Raw genomic sequence first — 18,936 nt, 5'->3', positions numbered from 1 at the left:
TCTCCCCTAAAAGGGGAGAAGGTTTGAAGGAAGTTCATTCCAATCCTTTTTCAAGTCCAAACGGAGATATTTTCTTTTCCTATCCCTTTTTTACTGAAACCCCAGTTCGGATTAAGCGCCAACTTTTTATAAAAGCTAATAAAGCATTCACCGACTTTAGAGTCCAAACTTACTTGTTCTAAACTCAGATTACTGTAGACTCGAAAACAGTTTTATAATGAAAAATTGTTCTTTATCGTATAAAACCAATGGAGAAAATAATGACAATAACCATTACCAAAAGTAAGGAAGAACTTGACGCAATAGCAAAACTTCTCGACAAACATTTACCTAAATATCGGCAGGCGTACAGTGATCGTACATCCTGGTTAATGGCTTGTTTATCAGAACTTGCTTACATACGCTTTAACCCCTTATTCAGTCGGGAAGAGCAAAAAGCGTATTTTTTAGAAGCTGTAGAGAAGCTCATTAATAAAAGTAAAAAAAAGAGCTTGGAAAAGCTTATTGATATAGTTGGCTATGATGCAGAAAAAGAAAAACAAAATTTGATTTCTGAGTTGTCAGATTTGCGAATGCAATTGATAGATACGTTCGATCAGAACGGAACTCAAGCCATTCTGGTGGATTATGGTGATCACATCGTTTTATCGTTTCGAGGTACCGAAGCCACTAGCATTAAAGACATTAAAGCTGATGCTAAAGCCATATCGGTTGCTTGCGCGTCTGGCGGGCGAATTCATAAAGGCTTTCGTGATGCTTATGAAGAAGTCGCCAAGCAAGTACAACAAGCCATTGACGATATTGTGCACACAGAAAAACCACTCTTTATTACCGGCCACAGTTTAGGAGGAGCACTAGCAACCATTGCTGCAAAGCGATTATCACATAAGGGAGGCATCGCCGCCTGTTATACGTTTGGTTCTCCTCGCGTAGGCGATGAAGAGTGGGTGTCTACCATGAAAACGCCTTTGTACCGCGTGGTAAATGCGGCTGATTGCGTTACCATGTTGCCTCCCGGTAGTGAAACAATCACCGTGGTAAGCTGGTTATCTCGTTTTATACCTTGGATAGGAAAGGAGGTTCATCGATGGTTATTGGCGAAAGTCGGTGGTTACTATCATGGAGGAGATATGAAGTATTTAACCAACTGTCCACCGGGAAATTATTCAGATGTAAAACTTTTATTTTATGTCAGTTTTTTTCATCGAATAAAAGCGGTTGTTTACAAAAAATTGCCATTTAAAGTATTTTTATCGGATCATTCGATTGCTGTGTACCGTAAAAAATTACAGGTTATCGCTGAAGCGCGGAATGGACTGTAATTTTGTTAAATTGATTTTAGCAACGAGCCGATTTCTTTGGCGTAACTCTATGTGGTAAAGCGCAGTAATTTACTTTAACAACTGCGCTTTTCTCCTTTGGGTGAAACACGCAACGTGTCTTGGATATGCATTCAAATACCGATATAATGAACCTCTATAAAACGAAGGCTTTGTTCAGAGCAAATCATGTCCGATACGTTACCTCCTTGTCCTAAATGCGAATCTCCCTACGCTTATGAAGATCGTTCAATGTTTATTTGTCCCGAATGTGGGCACGAGTGGGATCCCAAAGCTGCAATCGTTGATGATAATGCATTGCTCATAAAAGACAGCGTTGGTAACTCATTAGCGGAAGGCGACAAAATCACTTTGATTAAAGATCTTAAAGTAAAAGGTACATCAACCACTTTAAAAGTAGGAACAAAAGCCGTCATAAAGCGATTCGTCGAAGGCGATCACGATTTAGATTGTAAAGTGGATGGCACCGGTAACATGATGCTGAAGTCTGTGTTTGTAAGAAAAGCTTAAGCACTTTTGTAAACTCAAGGCTCCCATTGAGTAGATAAGCTTTGAGTTTCAGATAAAACATAAACATTTTATTTACAATACCGAAAATACAATAGCAACCTTCAACTCTCTATTGAGCAACAAATTATAAAATCTCCGCCTTATTTAGTTTTCTATATAACTAGAATAATGGATAAAAGAATAAACGGACTGAGCCTTATTCCTCATTCACCACCCTATTTCACGACTGTTTATCTCTACTCAGAGATAAAAATACAAAAAAACGCTTATTTTCTGATCAGGATTGTACATTTTATACAAAATACATTGACAAAATTTGTACAGTAGCAACACTGATAAGGCAGTAAAAGAAAATATATTGTATGCAATCTTCTGTGGTAGGAGGAAATAAGATGAAACTAAAAAGCCGTAAAAAACGGATTGAGTGGATGCTTTTCACTGCTTTAGTCGCGAGTAGTTCATACGCTTACACCAGTGATAAAAGTGCCTCTTTATCTAATCCATTAATAAAGCAAGCCATTGGCTCTGTGAGTCACTCAGATGAGAATGAAAATTCGGATATCGAAAATTCATTTTTATCCAGTTTAGTCGCTCGTTCCGATTTGATTTTTAAAGGTAAACTCATTGATAAAAGTGAAGCACTTTCCGTTGAGGGCATCCCTTATACGTTTATAACCTACAAAGTAAATAACGTCATTGCCGGTCAGTATGAGGGTGACACATTAACATTAAAATATGTGGGTGGTGTGTTTCCTAATGGCAACCGTTTAAGTGCAACAAACACACCGGATGTTAGTTTGGGTGAGCAAGCCATATTAATGGTGCAACAAAGCAAGGATACAGGTTGTGATTTCGTTGAATGTGAACACGGCCGTTTTCTATTGGAAAACGGACAAATTATAGCCGCAAACCAGTCTGCTATCGTGTTGGACAGTAAAGGCAAAGTCGATTTTATTTCGTACGCGGCTCGGCTAAAAGGCACACACCAATCCAGCCTTAAAAAGTCGCATGAGTCTCAATTTATTTTGCATTTAAAATCACTCGACCAATCTTTAAAAGCGCATAGAAAAGCGCCTAGAGTTGCCGTGAAAAATACAAACAAGGATGAAACGTTTAATGCCTATGGTGCATTAACTAAAGCGATGGCTGGGCCTAAAGTCCCTAAAAATGCGCATGGTAAATCTCCCGAAACGAAATCGACTAACTCGCACGATCAGTGGGAAGTTGAGCAATTAAAAAATAACGGTGGCAATCCGGTGCTTACTAAAAGCTACTCGGATGAAGATTTTAAATCAATTAATGACAGTAAAGTAAATTAAGGGGGGCATCATGAAAATTATAAAACTCATAAAGTGGCTGAGTGTTGCCGCCTTTTTTTCTTTTTTGAATGGTCCGGCTATGGCTTACATTTACTGGACCGACTGCAGTAATAACACGCCGAGAGAGTGGCCAGGCAGTGGCTTTACTTTTAATGCAAATCCTGCGGGGTTTGATGGTAACTATGCCTTTTGGTTAACGTCATTTCAATCAGCACTGGCTCGATTTAATGACACGCCGGTTAATCTAACCGTTAATGCGCAGGTTGATAACGATTCGAATGTTGGTGTAGGAAACGGTGAAAGTGAAATTTGGTGGAACAGTTCGGGAAATTCGGCGGTAGGATACAATATTACGAATCCCTGTGGCGTTACCATTGAGGGCGATATTATTTTTCATAATACCGTACCTTATGATGACAGTATGGAAGATAAAACCAACTTTTGGAACTACGGTGGTAATGGCCGAACGTTTGAAACAACGGCGTTACATGAAGTGGGACATACGGTTGGGCTGGGTCATGAAAACCGTTACTACAACATAATGGGATCGGACTATACGCACGTACACACTACCGGTGAAAACGCGTTACGATCGTATATGGGAGAAGACGCGGTTAATGGGTTGATAGCGCTTTATGGTGAAACCGTTCGAGAAGATTTGTCGGTGGCGGCTTGGCGTTATACGGGCGCTTCGGGTGCTTACAGTTCACACGGTCGAACTCGCTTATTCAATTCGAGTGGCGGTATTTTAACGTCGAGTAAAGCGGTGCCGAGTTGCGGTAATACACGATGTGAAATGCGTTACGACGTTGAGTTAGGGCAAAACATCCAATACGAGATGACGCTCGAAAACAACGGAAGTAATGCTCAAACAGTGACGTTGGGTTACTACATTTCGACTAACGCCACGATAACGACGACTGATATGTTGATTGGTTTAGATACGGTAACCGTTACGCGGAATACACCGGATACCGTTCGCAAAAATGTGACCATTCCTAGCAGCTTGTCGCCCAATACAGACTACTACTTGGGTGTGATTATCGACAATGATGACTCGGTATCTGAGTGGACGGAAGAAAATAATTCCAGTTACATTCACATACGTACGGGTGCGGGGTCGTCCAATCAATCACCTACGGCTAACGCAAATGGGCCTTACAGTGGAACCGTAAATAATCCCGTAAGCTTCAGTAGTTCTGGTTCAAGCGACCCCGATGGCAATATCGTTTCCTACTTTTGGGATTTCGGTGATGGTAATTCAAGTAGCGCTGCAAACCCAAGTCACAGTTATGCGGCTATTGGATCATACAATGTATCGTTAACGGTCACAGACAACGATGGTTTAACGGCGACGAGCACTACGACGGCTTCGATTACTGAAGGTGGTATTGCTTACTGTACTTCCACTGGTGGTGGTAACTATGAATGGATTGCTAATGTTGCCGTAGGTGATTTAAATCATGCTTCGGGTCAAGCCAGCTATTCTGATTTTACAGGGCAAACCGCAAACATTAATACTGGAAGCAGCTCGGCCACGTTAACACCAGGTTTTTCAGGTAATGCGTATATGGAACATTGGGCCATTTTTATTGACCTGAATAAAGATGGTGACTTTACCGATGCGGATGAACAAGTCGCCATCGGTAGTGGTAACTCCGTTGTGAGTGCACAACTCAGTATCCCCAGCTCAGCAGCAGGTGTATCGGAAACGCGTATGCGGGTATCAATGAAATACAATTCCGCTGTGACGTCGTCTTGTGGCGATATTGGTGATGGTGAAGTTGAAGACTATACCGTTAACATTATTGGTGGAGGTGGTGGTAATCAAACACCAGTCGCGAATGCAAACGGTCCCTATTCTGGTCAAGTGAATGCGAACATCAGTTTTAACAGTAATGGCTCTTCGGATCCGGATGGTACCATTGCAACTTACCATTGGAATTTTGGAGACGGAAATAGCAGTAATTCGGCGAATCCATTACACAGTTACTCAGCTGTAGGATCTTACACTGTTGAACTCACCGTCACCGACAATGAAGGAGCAACGGCCAGTGATTCGGCAACAGTGACCATCACAGATGGCGGTACGGGATTGGAGGATGCTTGCGCGGCAGAGCCACCACAATCATCGGCTGGTTTGACGGATGCGGATGCCATTTGTGTTACCGATAGCTCAAGCTCAACCAGCATTCAATATTATTGGATTTACGTACCGGCTGGTACTTCCACAATCCACATAGAAAGTGGTCATGGCAGTGGTAACGGCGATCTTTATTACAATGCCAGTACGTGGGCAACATCCAGTAATTTTGATCAAAGCTCTACAGGAGCCGGTAATTCCGAAAGTATTACGGTCAGCAATCCTGGCTCGGGCTATCAGTACGTGAGTGTGGTTGGTGCACGAACGGGTATGACGTTAAAAGTATCGTTGCAGTAAGGTAAAAACCGTTACCTAACTGCAATAATTAATCGATGGAAGGGCAGCGAAATTTACTGCCCTTTTTTATACACGGCTCCTTTTTCCACATCCCTATTAATTTAGTGAACAATCAGTTTTAAGTATTACCTTTCGTTATCTTCCGCTGACTTGGCTCTTCAAGTGCTGGGCATAGATTTTAAGCCAAATTGAGAGTAAGCTTTCCCAACATCAAAAAAGTTAAATCGTTAATCGCAAACCTCAGTGTGCTTCAATCGCTCTTTCTATTGTTTTTAAACTGTCTAGGAAAAACATGAACTATAAAGTATTCACTCAAATCGCGAATTTAATAAAAATTTTACAGGTGGGCTTTCTAATAGCGATGGTTTCAACTTCTGTTAACGCTCACGAGCAGCACCTTGCATCATCGAAAGTACAAATCAACCAACCGGTCACTGCTCATTACCTTGGTAACGAAGGTGTAATGATTGCCAGTTCCCACGCAAAAATATTATTCGACCCATTCTTTCACAATCACTACAACCATTATACGTTGGTGCCCGATGGGCTCCGAGAAAAGATCTTTGCCAACCAATCGCCTTATAACGACATTGATGCCATATTTGTCAGCCATATTCACGGCGATCATTTCGATGCGAAAGACATTCTCCGCTATCTAACACAATACCAACACACATTGTTATTTGTGTCGGAACAAGGCAAAGACGAGCTGAGAAAATTAGATGGATTTGAAAACATCAAGTCACAAATACATTCCGTCAGTTTAAAACTGGGCGATTCGCCGGTCGCTTTTAATATAAACGGTTTGCAAGTTGAAGCAGTGTATATTCCGCATTCCGGCTGGCCGCAACGACGCGATATTCAAAATATTGTGTTTCGCGTATCGGATAATAAAGCCTTTACCGTAATGCATTTTGGTGATGCTGATGCAACGCCGCAGTTTTATAAAACACACAACGCACACTGGCAAGCCAAACGCACGCAAATGTCGTTTGTGCCTTATTGGTTGGGGTTAATACCTGAAGGAAAATACGTGATTAATAACATTATTAATAGCGAAACGAATGTTGGTGTGCATGTACCGGAAAAAGGTAAACCCGCTTTATCCAGTTCTGGACTGGATTATTTTTCTACCCCGGGTGAGACTCGATTTGTAAGTGATTAGTGAAGGTTTTTGGGAAGCGATAAAATATATTTCTATACTGGAAAATCGAAGTGCAATGTGGGAACGTTTTTGAAAGCGTAGCCTCTCTCAATTTAAAAAAAATGCTAAGAGGCGGCTACGTTGTAACAAAAAATATACTATAATATGCGTACTTTAGAACACATGAGCTTTAATAAATTGTAGCAATAGGTAAGTCAAAGGCTATCGACAAGAACCAGGCATTTTCAGTTAATCCATTTTCAACTTTAATACCTTCTTGATAACCCAGTAGAACTGAGAAAGGTCTGCTAGCTGCTGACCAACTCAAGTAGGTACTCGGCGAAAGGATATCTTCAGTTTTCGCATCGTAACTGTCACCTTTTAGTTCTGCGGTTACGTAATTTCCAATGTCTAACGGTGCGTAACCAATTGTGAATGGACTGCCTCTATATGTAAAAAATTTCAGTTCGACACCGATCGGTCCGAAAGCTCGAGATTTGAATGATTTTTCTCCGCTTTGTTGTTGGTCAATATATGATGTTGCAAGACCATAATAGGAACTTAAGAAAAGGGTGTCTCGACAAGGCAGTAGAATACGTCGGTTACACCGGGTTGAAAAACTCACTTTTTTAGCAGTGTCTGAAGTGTAATCCACTTGTCTTACTCTTCCCCAGTAACCGGTATTGTGGCGTTTTTTGTTGTAAGTATCGTTCTCGTCTACATACTGATTTAACACGGCGACGACCTGATCCGCGCCATCTTTGGTAGTCGAGGCATCTGCAAGTGCTGCAAGAAACAATGAAATGCTCTTAATTCGATTTAATTGTGTGAAATTAAATCCTTCGAGGTTCAGCAGTTCTTTTGACGTGCTACCTATGAGATCAATAATCAAGAGCATATGATGTGCTTTTTGCACGTAAGCAATGTCGTTGCCATTTGTCTTAATGATTTCAACACTTTTCTCTATATCATCTATTAAACGAATTAATCGTTTAGCATAGTAGATAACTTTTTCTTTACTCGATTCAGGTGTTTTGTTGTTAGAAAATGCATCAAGTAATGCGTTAGACAGTGCTCGCTCATCGAGTTTAGTTTGATTGCGTGACCGCGGAGCCTTATTGTCCTCAGAGTAAAGGATGAACCGTGCGCCTTTCATTTCCTTTTCCGTAAATTTGGAGCAATACTCATCGAAAAACAATCGGGTAGTGTATAAATTATCTTCATTAACCTCCGCTAACTTTTTTAGTCCTTTAAATAGATTAGTGAGCTGTTTTATACTTGCTGGTGTAGGATTTACTAAATGTTTTTCAAACTCCACTTTAAGACAAAGTGTGATGTTGTCAAATAGGTTTAAATCTTCTTGGAAGTAGTTTTGAACAAGTGGGATAAGCCTTTGCCCTGAAATGGTGTCGTAAAATTCTATGGCACTGCTGGTTTTAGAAAAGTACATTTTTACATAAGGCTCTTCAGCAATATCCTCCAATGCCTGATCGACTACAATGCGCTCGATACGGTCTGCTTGCCATTTCGCGAACCCTTCAATTAACTGATTTGCGAAAGCGGTAGAACTGACAGTAATACCTAAGAAAAGTGCGATTCTATACAATACCTTCATTGATTTTCCTTGTGTTTATAGTTGCTTTTAATCCATGCGCAGATTAAGGATTACAGCTTTGAAATCCAATGCTTGATGTTATTTTTCTAGTAAAAAAATGAACACGTTCATTATATGCCTTAAAAAATCTCGTAATGAAGTATCGCGCTTAGTTAAAGTTGTAGGGATAAGACGGAATTAACTAGGGTCAGGTCTTGAATTGCAATATGCTAAGCACTACACTCTTTAATTATGGCCAGACCCATCCGAATAGAATACCCAGGTGCGATATACCACATCACATCTCGCGGTAATGCCCAACAGGCGATTTATCACAACGATGATGACCGCTATCGCTTTTTATCGATACTGGAAAAAGCGTGTGAGCGATATCAGTGGCAGGTGTTCGCCTATTGCCTGATGGGTAATCACTATCACCTTATGGTGGAAACGCTCGACAGCACTCTTTCGAAGGGTATGAGACACCTCAACGGTGTATATACACAGTGGTTTAACAAAAGTCGCCCGAAAAAACGTTTGGGTCATGTTTTTCAGGGGCGTTTTAAAGCAATATTAGTGGATAAAGACAGTTACCTACTCGAGCTTTGCCGTTATGTTGTTCTGAACCCAGTTCGAGCGAATATGGTTGATGATGTCGCTAAGTATCGTTGGAGTAGTTATAAGACGACGGTTGGTGCGCAGCAAGTTCCAGAGTGGCTCAATCGAGACTGGTTATTGAGTCAGTTTGACAAGCAGCCAAAACGGGCAATTGATAAATATCAACAGTTTGTAAACGAAGGCGTGGGAGTCGAGTCTCCTCTGGAAAACCTTCAAGGGCAGCTGGTATTGGGAAGCGATGATTTTGTTACTAAGGCGTTCAGTCATTTATCCAAAGAACAACAGCCCAATTTATCGGAAATTCCGAAAAAGCAACGCAAGAAAGTTTATGCCTTAACCACTTATTTTAAAAAATATGAGCGAGATATTGCCATCGCCGAAGCTTATTACTCCGGCGGGTATAGCCAGAGGGAAATTGGTGAGTTTTTGGGGTGTCATTATAGTACGGTGAGTCGATTGTTAAAGTCGGTGGAGCGGCAAAGAAAGACCTGACCCTAACGGTGTTTCCGAGTCGAGTGAAATGCAGGTTATTATAGAACCCGCTCAAAACAAAGGTAATGAATGCAATGAAAGTAGGGCTCTATGTTGATGTTCAAAATGTGTATTACACCTGCTTGCATACTTATAAGCGCCATTTCGATTACAATAAATTTTGGCGTCATATAACGTCGGTTGGCGAAGTTACTAAAGCCTATGCCTACGCCATCGATAAAGGCGATGAAAAGCAACGGCAGTTTCAAAATATACTGCGGGCGATTGGTTTCGAAGTCAAACTAAAACCGCTCATTCAACGTCGAGACGGTTCGACCAAAGGTGATTGGGATGTGGGCATCGCTGTCGATATTATGGAACATGCCGCCGACCTTGACCGTATTGTTTTGGTGTCGGGGGATGGTGACTTTTCTATCTTGCTCAGTCGTGTTAAAGCCTTGCATGGTTGCGAAACGCATGTTTACGGTGTACCTCAATTAACGGCCGATGAGCTGATGCAAACCGCGGATAAATTTTGCTTAATAGGTCAGGAATTATTACTTCGTTAAGATGAGATTGACGCTTTTAGTCTTTCCTTTTGGTTAACCGGATTAGAAATTAATGGTATTTAATAGCACTGAATTATCGATTAAATAACTTGAGTCACTTTTGTCGTCCGAACTAAAACGCAAGTAAGAAGAGGGTATTTAAAAAAAAATCCTTTTTGAATCATCCAGATTTATCCGTATCTATCATTTTTTGTGCTACGGAATTTTTATGCCACCGTTTGTATAAGTCAATTAATGGGGATTTTGGATCAATGACTCCTAATACTTTTGCCATCGCAACTAACCCATTAGTACTCTCACCATTGAGAAAAACGATAACACCATCACGTGAATCAGAGTAAAAATACGATTGAGTCGTTTCGGCCCAATCGCTTCCACCATGACCGATAACTTTGTAGTCTCCGTAGTCAATAACACTCCATCCCAATCCATAACCTTGTGCTAGGGGGCATTTTGTAGATGACTTTGGCAAACACTCTACGGTTTTGTAGTAATCTCTATCTTTAGCGATAGAATAACGACTGGATGAAAGTGACTGATTCTTTCCTTGGTAATTCATAACCGATATTAAAAGTTTGGCGTAGTCAATTATGTTGATTGCTAAATCATCTGCGGCGGACCAACTGCCGGGCTTACGGCACCAGCCACTAGGCCGGCAGTAATGGCCACTAAATGAACCGTCAGCCTGTATGGCTTGAGCCAAGTTAGAGAATGTATTTGGATCAATGGCGAAAGCCGCGTTTTTAATATCGAGAGGTTTAAAAAGGTAATCTTTCACTAATTGCTCAAATGGCGTGTGCAATTTTTTCTCTACAAACAGAGCTAAATATTCAAACCCTTCGCCGGAATAACTGAATTTTGTTCCAGGGTCGTTAATGAACTTAAGTTTTCGATCGTTTAAAAAAAAGCGCCAGTTTGGGAAACCGGTCGTATGAGTCAGTACCAACCGCGGAGTCAAAAGTTTGTGACGTGAGTCATTGGTAATATCGGGATCAACCCAAAAATAAGCCATTGATTCATCGAGTGTGAGTTTATCTGCATCGATTAACCGTAATACCGTTTCTGCGGTTATTGCCTTAGTAATAGAGGCGACATTAAATAGCGTATGTTGAGACGCCGGTACTCCCGGGCTTTGTTCACCAAAATAGCCAGTCCAAATTACTTTTCCTTGCTTGATGACCGCAACACCAGCGGTTTTTATGTGATTTTCGTTGATGATTCTTGATATTTTCGCATCAATTAATGGGCTTTCTTTTTCGGTAATATCAGGAATGGGGTCTGCTTTGTCATCCGAACGTATGGAAGTTGAGTTGAGTATTAAACAAATACCCCAAATGGCAATAGAAAGGCGGTGGTTCATGTATTACCCCATTTATTTCATTATTTTAGAACTTAACATTGTGAGACGAGCATTTCAGGATAAAGGTTTAAATTTATTTCATATGTGCTAACCGGTTTTCTCTGTTAAAAAATATCGTAAAAATGAATCAGTATCGTCGTTTGAATAACTAACAATAATGAGATGTCTGACAATGTAAACGCTAAAGAAATCAACTAGAGTAACTGTAAATAAAGTAAATCTGCTTAGGATTTGGTTATGAGATTAATTCTAGTCGTTACTCAACTCTTTCTTTTCACTACAGTTGTTAATGCTAATGTATTTCCAATTTCAGGTGATGCATTAGCAAACAAAGAGTATATCCAGTGGCAGCAACAAGCGGAAATGTATGAAATTCTTGCGGTTCAATTCATCAACGATAAATGGCATACATCCGACGGCGATGACAGTGATGAGGCGTTTATCTTTAATAAGCCGATTTTGGCCATTCGAGAAGGGAAAGTCATCGCCTGTTGGCGAAATGCTCCTGACAATGATAAACCCGGTGAGTTTGACGACGCACTGGGCTTAAAAACACCGGAAGAGGACACTCAAATACCGGGATATGGTAATCATTTATGGATAGAGCATAATGATGGAAGTCGAATGCTTTATGCCTATCTGAAACAAGGTACTATTCCTAAATCAATTTGCAGTCATGATGAAAAGCTCTTGCCGAAACCCGTCGCATCTCCACATGATCCTTCCGTTTGGGAGCAAACGAGTTTACCTCAAAGCAAACAGGTCATTATTAAATCTGGAGCAACTTTAGGTCGAGCAGGGCACAGTGGCCTGAGCGACTACGCCCATTTAGGACTACGGTTGGAAAAAGAAAATGCATTACAGTCTATCGCTTTTGATAAGGGACTGTTTTCAATGCAAGCCGTTAAAGATAGTTTTTTAAAGTGGCAGCCCATACAGCAAAAAGCAATTCCTATGAAGCGTGCGTTTTATTGGCCGATACGATCGCTGGTTGACGACCTTCCTTTTAATCAGCAATCATTAGAGGAGTTTAGTCGGTTAACGCTTTGGCTTAGAGAATCTGGATTTTCACCGAGTAGCGCCGACGTTTACACAGTAGGTGGTAAACCTTTTATCAATGTCAGTTGGCGTCCCGCACAAACACCATGGCTTGTTTACGCGTTGTTAAATGAGCAACAACATATGGAGACTATGAACCAGGCGTTTATTGATGGGTATTCATTAAAAGAAATTGACTCGACATTGATAGAGGGGCAACTCAAGTTCATGACCATTTATGTTCAAGATCTTTCCAAAGTCATTACCCAGCATGCAATGTCGCTGAGTGATTATAATTCTCTGCGTTATCAAGCTCGAAAAGCAGGCTATGGCGCCGCTGCAATTTCAGTTCAGTATAGACAGCAAGAGCCGATTATTACGGCTTTATTTCGTCCTGAAATATCGACGAAACAAGAACTTCACGCGAGGGTCAATGTCGATAATTATGAGGACCTTTATGAGCAGATGGCAAAAAAGAATTTTTACCCTGTTTATGTCAATGCCTATGAAAGTTTTCTTGGAAAAATGTTGTCAGTTATTTTCGCGCAGCGATATAACACCAATATGGAGCAGTTAAAAATGGACCTTGATGATGTTGAAAATTTTCATGAAGATGCAAAAGAAGAAGGGTATATAACCGGGCTCGTGTCTGGATACGATAATGCTGAAGAAGACCATTTATTTACTGGTTTTTGGGTAAAGAAGACTCAATCTAAGTAATAAAGTTAAAAAAATGGGGCTGCTTTAAGCCCCCTTATTGAATTAGATTTGTTCTATCAATCGAGTTTCAGTTTGGCCTCCTTCATACGACTAATGCCTTTTTCGAGTTTTTTCTCGGCTTCTTTGAGATCGTCGAGTTTTTTCTCAAGCTTTTTTTTCTCATCTTTTTTTTCTTTAATTTCTTCTTTGATCTCCTTTCTGTCATCTTCATCATCTTCGTCTTTTAAGTCGTCTTCCAGTTCGTCGATATCATCATCGAGGTCGTTAATGTCATCTTTTACGTCGTCGATTTCATCTTCAATATCGTCCAAAACATCCTCTGCTTTATCGATAGCATCTTCAAGTGCCTCTTCAAGATCTTCATCACTGCCGGAAGTTAAGGCCTCTTTTAATTTCTCGAAAACCCATTTGAGGCATTCAAACAATAGAGGTACACCAAGCGTAATAATGTATTTTATGATTTCTTCTTTACTGCTTACCTTTTCATATCGTGCACCTGTTTTTATTAAGGCCTCACTGTTTCGAACAGATGCTACATAATTGTTACGAAACTGAGGTGAAATATTTAACTGTAACGCATGCAGTTCAAACTCTTGAAGGTTAGGTGAGGCATGGAACTCAAAGGTCATTGACTTTGCTGGGAGTTGTTTAAAACTCTCCATAGATAAACCATGCTGATAACCATAGGCAATAATCAGCGCTAGGTCTTCTTCAACATCTCGTATCGATTGGTTTGATAATTGTTGCTTTAGTTGCTTGGTTTTACAGGGGAGGTCTAGTGATAGTCTCGACTTTATGTCGGCAATTAATTTAGGGTTTAAGGCTGAACCAAAACTACCTATTACTGCATTTTTTAGTTGCCGATCAATATCTTGCTTGTTGGGACTGTTTTCTGGGTTTACGACTTTTAAATCAGACAGTTGTTTGTTGACTCGCTTATCGACATCGGCAAAAATTTTATTCACTATTTTATCCAATACGGAGCCGACTTCTTGTTGAAAAATTGGAGTGGAATTACAAGTGTTGTTACTCATAGCAAGATTCCTTTTGCAGTTGGTGGGTGCGTTAAAATTATACGTATTTATGCGTTGAGTTGTCCAGGCTAACTTGTGTATCAATTACTATAAGAGATTGGTTGTCAATTAGATAGATAACATTATTCTTTAAAGTTATACTTTAATTGAAATGCTGTCTATGCAGTTTGTTCTTTGAGTTAGTGTTTAAATAACTCTTGTTATCTCATTTAATTCAAAACTATTCAGAATTTGTTAAATGCACTCAGATTTATTGGAAAATTATTTATTCGGTGACTTCAACTAAAGCAATAAATATTAAGCTTTGTCCAGCGATCGTTATTTTTTCTTTTACCGTCGGAATGATATAAGCAAGGTGCCCTCGTGATAAATTAAAATTGACTTTTTCTTTATCGAGCGAAATTTTTATTTCTTCCGTCATGGAATAAATAAAGTTCAATGACGAAGCTTCGAATTGATGTGTTGCATCATTTATCCATGTTTTTACATTAGAGCGAAATTGACCAGTGCGAGTCATCAAGTTAAATACAGTAATGGGGCCATTGATAAGTCGGCCAAATGTATGACAGCCTCCATCGAAAGTCGCCATGCTGAGAGGGTTAGCTATTGTGTTGGAGACGCCATTGTCGTGCAGTAGTTCAATGCCTGACCCATTCAATAATATTTGATTTCTTGTATAGCCAAAAAATGCGGAATAGGCGCCGTTTTCAACAACGCTCGCAATACTTAGCCTCCAGTCAAACTCGGACAAAGTACCTCCGTTGTTCATGGCAAGTTCTAAAGTTGTGCCTTTGCCATTTTTCCAGGGAACGTGTTTGAATTTATGCGGCGCTATTATGTTTATCATTGGAAGTGTTTCATATTAAGTATTGGTGTAAAAACAAAGCGCATCGAGGTTTAAGAAAACCCGATAGAGATAATACTAGAAAAGCCCTTTTTGTTCTGTAGGAATGATACAGTCCGGCCCTTCATTACGAGGATTTTTCGCCCGATCTGAAACAGCAAACTGTTCCATACCTGGATAGTCTCTACTTTCAGTAAGAGTTTGCAAGCGATTTTCGTCACTGCTGGTGAGCCAGTCTTCCCATTCTTCTGGCTTGAGTATTACTGGCATACGATCATGGATAGGCGACATTTGTTTATTAGCGGTAGTCGTGATAATACTAAAGTTAAAATATTCCTCATCTTTTTGTTGGTAATGAGTCCAGATTCCTGCAAACGTAAACGACTGTTGAGCTGAGTATTGAAACAAGTACCAAGGACGAGATTTTTGAGAGGATGGACCTTTCGGTTCATAAAATCCATCTGCAGGAATTAGGCAGCGTCGATGGTGAGCGGAGTGAGCAAACATCTTGCTGCTAAAAAGGGTTTCTGCTCGTGAGTTTATTTTTGCAAACGAAGCCTTCGCCCAACTAGGACGAAACCCCCATCTCATCGGCGTTAACTTGGGTTGTTCATTGGCGTAAATCATTACGAGACACTCTTGCGAAGGTGCAATATTGTAGCGGGGAGAAAATTGACTGATATCTTCCCAGTACTGCCGCCAGGGAGTATGAGTCGCCCATTCCGGAGCGTTTCTTAGTAAATACCTTCCGCACATGCTTTAAGACCTTTTCTTGAGTTTCTATGAGCATAGTCAATATTCTTAGGCTCAAAAGTATTTGGCAAACTATACCCCCTTTTAACGCCTGGTTTGGCTACAATTATAAAAAGAATCATTCTTTAAGGTCATTGCGCTTATGTTGCGATTAATGTTGCTTGTTTTAGGTCTTTCGGCGACCTCAGCGCTAGCCAAGGATCGCTTTACCGGCGTATCGCTAGAGAAGTCGATGGAAGGCGATAAGTATGATGTCAGTGCCTGGGGCTTAAATTACATGGGACGTAATCAATACATTTCAATTTATGCTGGCTACTATTGGCTGCGACTTGATTCGAAAGAGCCTGTCAATGTCACACTCTCAGAGCGGGTTACCATAACTGGAGTGCATGCTGGAATGATGGTGCACCCTGATTTTCGAAGAGTACGGCCTTACGCTGGTATTGGCCTTTATACCGGTCGAGACCGCGTTTGTGAGGATAATTTAAGCGCGTGTCGATATCGCAATGCGCTAGCCATTTATCCAGAAGCGGGTGTGCAAGTCAGTATTGGTGATTTATTGGAGTTAACCGTTAAAACTCGCTGGTATGAGTTCGATAGAGTGGATATTGCAGACGAAACCGTCGTCTCGGCAACGCTGGCTTATTATTTGGAGTGAACAGGTTACCGAAAGCACTCTAACTCGAAATGCTAACGAATAAGATTCACGAGTCAATTAAACTATTTAAGCGAATAACGCGTCTATGCCATATTAGTAACTGCTCATTTGGTATTGATATGAAGTTATTCAGGAAATTTTTACTTTTTTTTAGTGTATTTTTTGTTGCTTGGATAAACGCAGCACCGCCTAAAAAAATATTATTTATCGCATCCAATTTGTTAGATATGGGTGACGCTGAAAAGCACGATGCACGTAATAACCTTTGGGAGTATGCGCCACCTTATCATGTGTTTGTATCACACGGTTATGAAGTGGACTTTGCTTCCCCTAAAGGAGGCATGGTCCCTTTTATGATGGAGCCTTTGGGAATTAGCCGTTATACCATTAAGTATGAAGGTTTTTTGGACAAGGCCAATGACTCAATAACCGCAAAAGAAATAAAACCGGAAGAATATATGGCGGTCTATATTGGCGGCGGCTACGGTAATTTGTTTGATGTCGCTTTTGATGAAAGGTTACAAAATTCAATAGCATCGGTTTATGAACAGGGTGGCGTCGTTGGTAGCGCCGGTCATGGTGCAGGTGGTTTCGTAAATTCAAAACTCAGTAATGGTTACTATTTAGTAAAGGGAAAACGTGTCGCAGGATTTCCCAATTCCACTGAGAAGGAAAAGTCGTGGGCGAAGCAAGGTACATTGTTACCTTTTTTGGTGGAAGACCGTTTGCGAAGTCATGGAGCCAACGTTATCAATAAATCCAATATTACCGATAAGCATGATGTCATTGTCGATGATCGCATTGTCTCTACCATGTTCCTACCTTCCGCTGCATTGGTGGCTAAAGAAATGATTTTTTTGCTTGAGAAGAATGAGGAAACAAGATAAAAGATTTGGTTCAATTTAAATAGAATGAAAACCCAATGCAAAAACTCTACATCGCCAATAAAAATTATTCGTCCTGGTCATTGCGTCCCTGGGTGTTAATGAAAGAACGGAACATTCCGTTTTAAGAAGTGTTGGTGCCATTTGAAGGCACGATGAATCAATCGGCGTTTAAAAAATTTTCGCCGAGTGGCAAAGTACCTTGTTTGGTGGATGGTGATATCACTATTTGGGATTCACTTGCAATCGTAGAATACCTGGCAGAAAAGTATCCGCAGGTATGGCCTTCATCCGTTGAGGCGCGTACCTGGGCTCGATGCGCTTCTGCTGAAATGCATTCTGGTTTTAGTCACATACGAAATATTTGTACTATGAGTTGTGGCTTACGCATTAAGCTTTTCGATTTTAATTCAGCTTTAAAATGTGAATGGAGTCGCATTGACCAACTTTGGTGCGAAGGGTTGTCTCGGTTTGGTGGCTCCTATTTGGCGGGCGATTCATTCACTGCTGTAGATGCGATGTTTGCTCCTGTTGTATTTCGTTGGCAAACCTATCAAATAGATTTAAGTGAAGCGGCACAAATGTATGCTCAGCAAATTTTGGCTCTTGCTTCAATGAAGTCTTGGTATCAGTCAGCACTCAAAGAGCCCTGGCGTGATAAAGCGCATGAAGATGAAGCGAGAGCCGCTGGAGAATGCTTAAATGATTGTCGGAATAAGTAAAGCGCCCGAGATTTAAGACAATAATTTTTACGTTTCAACAATGTCGATCCGTTGAACTTTTGGCTGAAATATAGTCTTATATCTTAAATTAAGTTAACATCTCATTTATACATTTGTGATTAAACCAAACTATCAAAAGCAATATCTATGACCAATCAACAACACGATACCTCACTATCTCCCATAGTTCCGCAGCGTGATGACTTTGGAGCAGCTCGCCCTCCGCGTAAAAGGAGCTCCGAGGCGGTAAACGATGTTCCTAAATCCAGTTCTTCACTCGGGATAGTACTCGTATCTCTTTTGGCTCTGGCTTCGGCGGGAGCCTGTGGATGGTTATTTATACAAGTTCAAACACAACAGACCCAGTTAATATCCGCTCAGGGGCGAATTGGAGAATTAGAGCAACGACTTTCTGTAACAGGCGAAGCAATAGGCGAGTCAACGGTGGCTTTGCAAGTTAAGGTAAAAGAGTTGAGTGATAAAGCGGATGCGCTTTGGGAGCAAATGGATAAGCTTTGGGCTTCCGCTTGGCGTCGTAACCAAGCCGAATTAAAGGAAGTGGCTTCAGAAGTTCAAGGGCTCAATAAATCAATAGAGCAAAATAAATCGATTTTAAATAAGAATATTGCCAAAGTTGATGATGGGCTAAGTGCATTGCGCACCGATCTTAATGTATTCAGCACCAATATCGATATCATCAGTGAGCAAGTCAGTATGCAGCAAAAAACAGCTTCAACGTTGAATAGCTCGATTGAACAGGTCTCTCAAACTTCACAAAACACCGAAAAACAAATATTGCAATTGAAAGATCAATTAAAACGATTATCGAATGACAACCAACGTTTACTGGATCGCGTAGCCTCTCTTGAAAGAAAGCAGGCTGCAAGTAACTCCAGTTCAACACCAGCACATTAACTT

General features: G+C 40.7%; 17 protein-coding genes. 12 read left to right on the top strand and 5 right to left on the bottom strand.

All coding sequences use genetic code 11. The features are described 5' to 3' along the window. Window positions 1–260: 260 nt before the first annotated feature. The 5 genes from ACTUJY_RS14320 to ACTUJY_RS14300 all read left to right on the top strand — a co-directional run bounded on the left by ACTUJY_RS14320 (window position 261) and on the right by ACTUJY_RS14300 (window position 6,774). Window positions 261–1,322 (top strand): lipase family protein, encoded by a 1,062-nt coding sequence (locus ACTUJY_RS14320; RefSeq protein WP_463616791.1) that lies wholly within the window; start codon window positions 261–263, stop codon window positions 1,320–1,322. Between the two features lie 186 nt (window positions 1,323–1,508). Further along, entirely contained in the window at window positions 1,509–1,850 is a 342-nt protein-coding gene (locus tag ACTUJY_RS14315; RefSeq protein ID WP_463616790.1) for a zinc ribbon domain-containing protein YjdM, read from the top strand. A gap of 392 nt (window positions 1,851–2,242) precedes the next feature. Next, complete coding sequence (locus ACTUJY_RS14310) at window positions 2,243–3,169, top strand: hypothetical protein (protein WP_463616789.1); 927 nt, start codon at window positions 2,243–2,245, stop codon at window positions 3,167–3,169. A gap of 10 nt (window positions 3,170–3,179) precedes the next feature. Next, complete coding sequence (locus tag ACTUJY_RS14305) at window positions 3,180–5,609, top strand: PKD domain-containing protein (RefSeq protein WP_463616788.1); 2,430 nt, start codon at window positions 3,180–3,182, stop codon at window positions 5,607–5,609. A 292-nt stretch (window positions 5,610–5,901) separates the two neighbouring features. Further along, window positions 5,902–6,774 carry an MBL fold metallo-hydrolase gene (locus ACTUJY_RS14300; protein WP_463616787.1) on the top strand — a complete coding sequence of 291 codons (873 nt, stop codon included), beginning with the start codon at window positions 5,902–5,904 and terminating at the stop codon, window positions 6,772–6,774. A 169-nt stretch (window positions 6,775–6,943) separates the two neighbouring features. On the opposite strand, the gene ACTUJY_RS14295 is transcribed toward ACTUJY_RS14300, so the two are convergent. Continuing rightward, window positions 6,944–8,368 carry a hypothetical protein gene (locus tag ACTUJY_RS14295; RefSeq protein WP_463616786.1) on the bottom strand — a complete coding sequence of 475 codons (1,425 nt, stop codon included), beginning with the start codon at window positions 8,366–8,368 and terminating at the stop codon, window positions 6,944–6,946. A gap of 231 nt (window positions 8,369–8,599) precedes the next feature. On the opposite strand from ACTUJY_RS14295, the gene ACTUJY_RS14290 reads away from it, so the two are divergent. Together ACTUJY_RS14290 and ACTUJY_RS14285 are read left to right on the top strand one after the other, a co-directional pair. Beyond that, the gene (locus ACTUJY_RS14290; protein WP_463616785.1) at window positions 8,600–9,457 is read left to right on the top strand and encodes a transposase; all 858 of its coding nucleotides are present in this window, start codon (window positions 8,600–8,602) and stop codon (window positions 9,455–9,457) included. A 74-nt stretch (window positions 9,458–9,531) separates the two neighbouring features. After that, window positions 9,532–10,005, top strand: a complete 474-nt coding sequence (locus tag ACTUJY_RS14285) for a LabA-like NYN domain-containing protein (protein WP_463616784.1) — start codon at window positions 9,532–9,534, stop codon at window positions 10,003–10,005. Between the two features lie 160 nt (window positions 10,006–10,165). Here ACTUJY_RS14285 and ACTUJY_RS14280 read toward each other — a convergent pair whose 3' ends face one another. After that, window positions 10,166–11,365, bottom strand: coding sequence for a serine hydrolase domain-containing protein (locus ACTUJY_RS14280; RefSeq protein WP_463616783.1), 1,200 nt, complete (start codon window positions 11,363–11,365; stop codon window positions 10,166–10,168). A 237-nt stretch (window positions 11,366–11,602) separates the two neighbouring features. Between ACTUJY_RS14280 and ACTUJY_RS14275 the strand changes: the two genes are divergently transcribed. Beyond that, complete coding sequence (locus tag ACTUJY_RS14275; RefSeq protein WP_463616782.1) at window positions 11,603–13,123, top strand: M23 family metallopeptidase; 1,521 nt, start codon at window positions 11,603–11,605, stop codon at window positions 13,121–13,123. A gap of 56 nt (window positions 13,124–13,179) precedes the next feature. Here the strand turns inward: ACTUJY_RS14275 and ACTUJY_RS14270 are convergent, their stop codons facing one another. From ACTUJY_RS14270 to ACTUJY_RS14260, 3 genes are all read right to left on the bottom strand, one after another. Next, on the bottom strand, window positions 13,180–14,157 hold the full coding sequence (locus ACTUJY_RS14270; protein ID WP_463616781.1) for a hypothetical protein: 978 nt from the start codon (window positions 14,155–14,157) through the stop codon (window positions 13,180–13,182). Between the two features lie 265 nt (window positions 14,158–14,422). Next, window positions 14,423–15,004, bottom strand: a complete 582-nt coding sequence (locus ACTUJY_RS14265; RefSeq protein WP_463616780.1) for a HutD/Ves family protein — start codon at window positions 15,002–15,004, stop codon at window positions 14,423–14,425. Window positions 15,005–15,079: 75 nt separating this feature from the next. Beyond that, window positions 15,080–15,757 (bottom strand): SOS response-associated peptidase, encoded by a 678-nt coding sequence (locus tag ACTUJY_RS14260; protein WP_463616779.1) that lies wholly within the window; start codon window positions 15,755–15,757, stop codon window positions 15,080–15,082. A 139-nt stretch (window positions 15,758–15,896) separates the two neighbouring features. On the opposite strand from ACTUJY_RS14260, the gene ACTUJY_RS14255 reads away from it, so the two are divergent. The 4 genes from ACTUJY_RS14255 (at window position 15,897) to ACTUJY_RS14240 (ending at window position 18,933) form a co-directional block, all read left to right on the top strand. Further along, complete coding sequence (locus tag ACTUJY_RS14255; RefSeq protein ID WP_463616778.1) at window positions 15,897–16,412, top strand: hypothetical protein; 516 nt, start codon at window positions 15,897–15,899, stop codon at window positions 16,410–16,412. Window positions 16,413–16,531: 119 nt separating this feature from the next. Then, on the top strand, window positions 16,532–17,299 hold the full coding sequence (locus ACTUJY_RS14250; RefSeq protein WP_463616777.1) for a type 1 glutamine amidotransferase domain-containing protein: 768 nt from the start codon (window positions 16,532–16,534) through the stop codon (window positions 17,297–17,299). A gap of 134 nt (window positions 17,300–17,433) precedes the next feature. Continuing rightward, window positions 17,434–18,018, top strand: a complete 585-nt coding sequence (locus ACTUJY_RS14245) for a glutathione S-transferase (protein ID WP_463616776.1) — start codon at window positions 17,434–17,436, stop codon at window positions 18,016–18,018. Window positions 18,019–18,165: 147 nt separating this feature from the next. Continuing rightward, window positions 18,166–18,933, top strand: coding sequence for a hypothetical protein (locus tag ACTUJY_RS14240; RefSeq protein ID WP_463616775.1), 768 nt, complete (start codon window positions 18,166–18,168; stop codon window positions 18,931–18,933). The last annotated feature ends 3 nt before the right edge of the window (window positions 18,934–18,936 follow it).

It is taken from the genome of Pleionea sp. WD8-19 (assembly GCF_055326765.1).
Note: the sequence above shows the minus strand (reverse complement) of the source record. Positions and strands in the feature narration are given on the sequence as shown.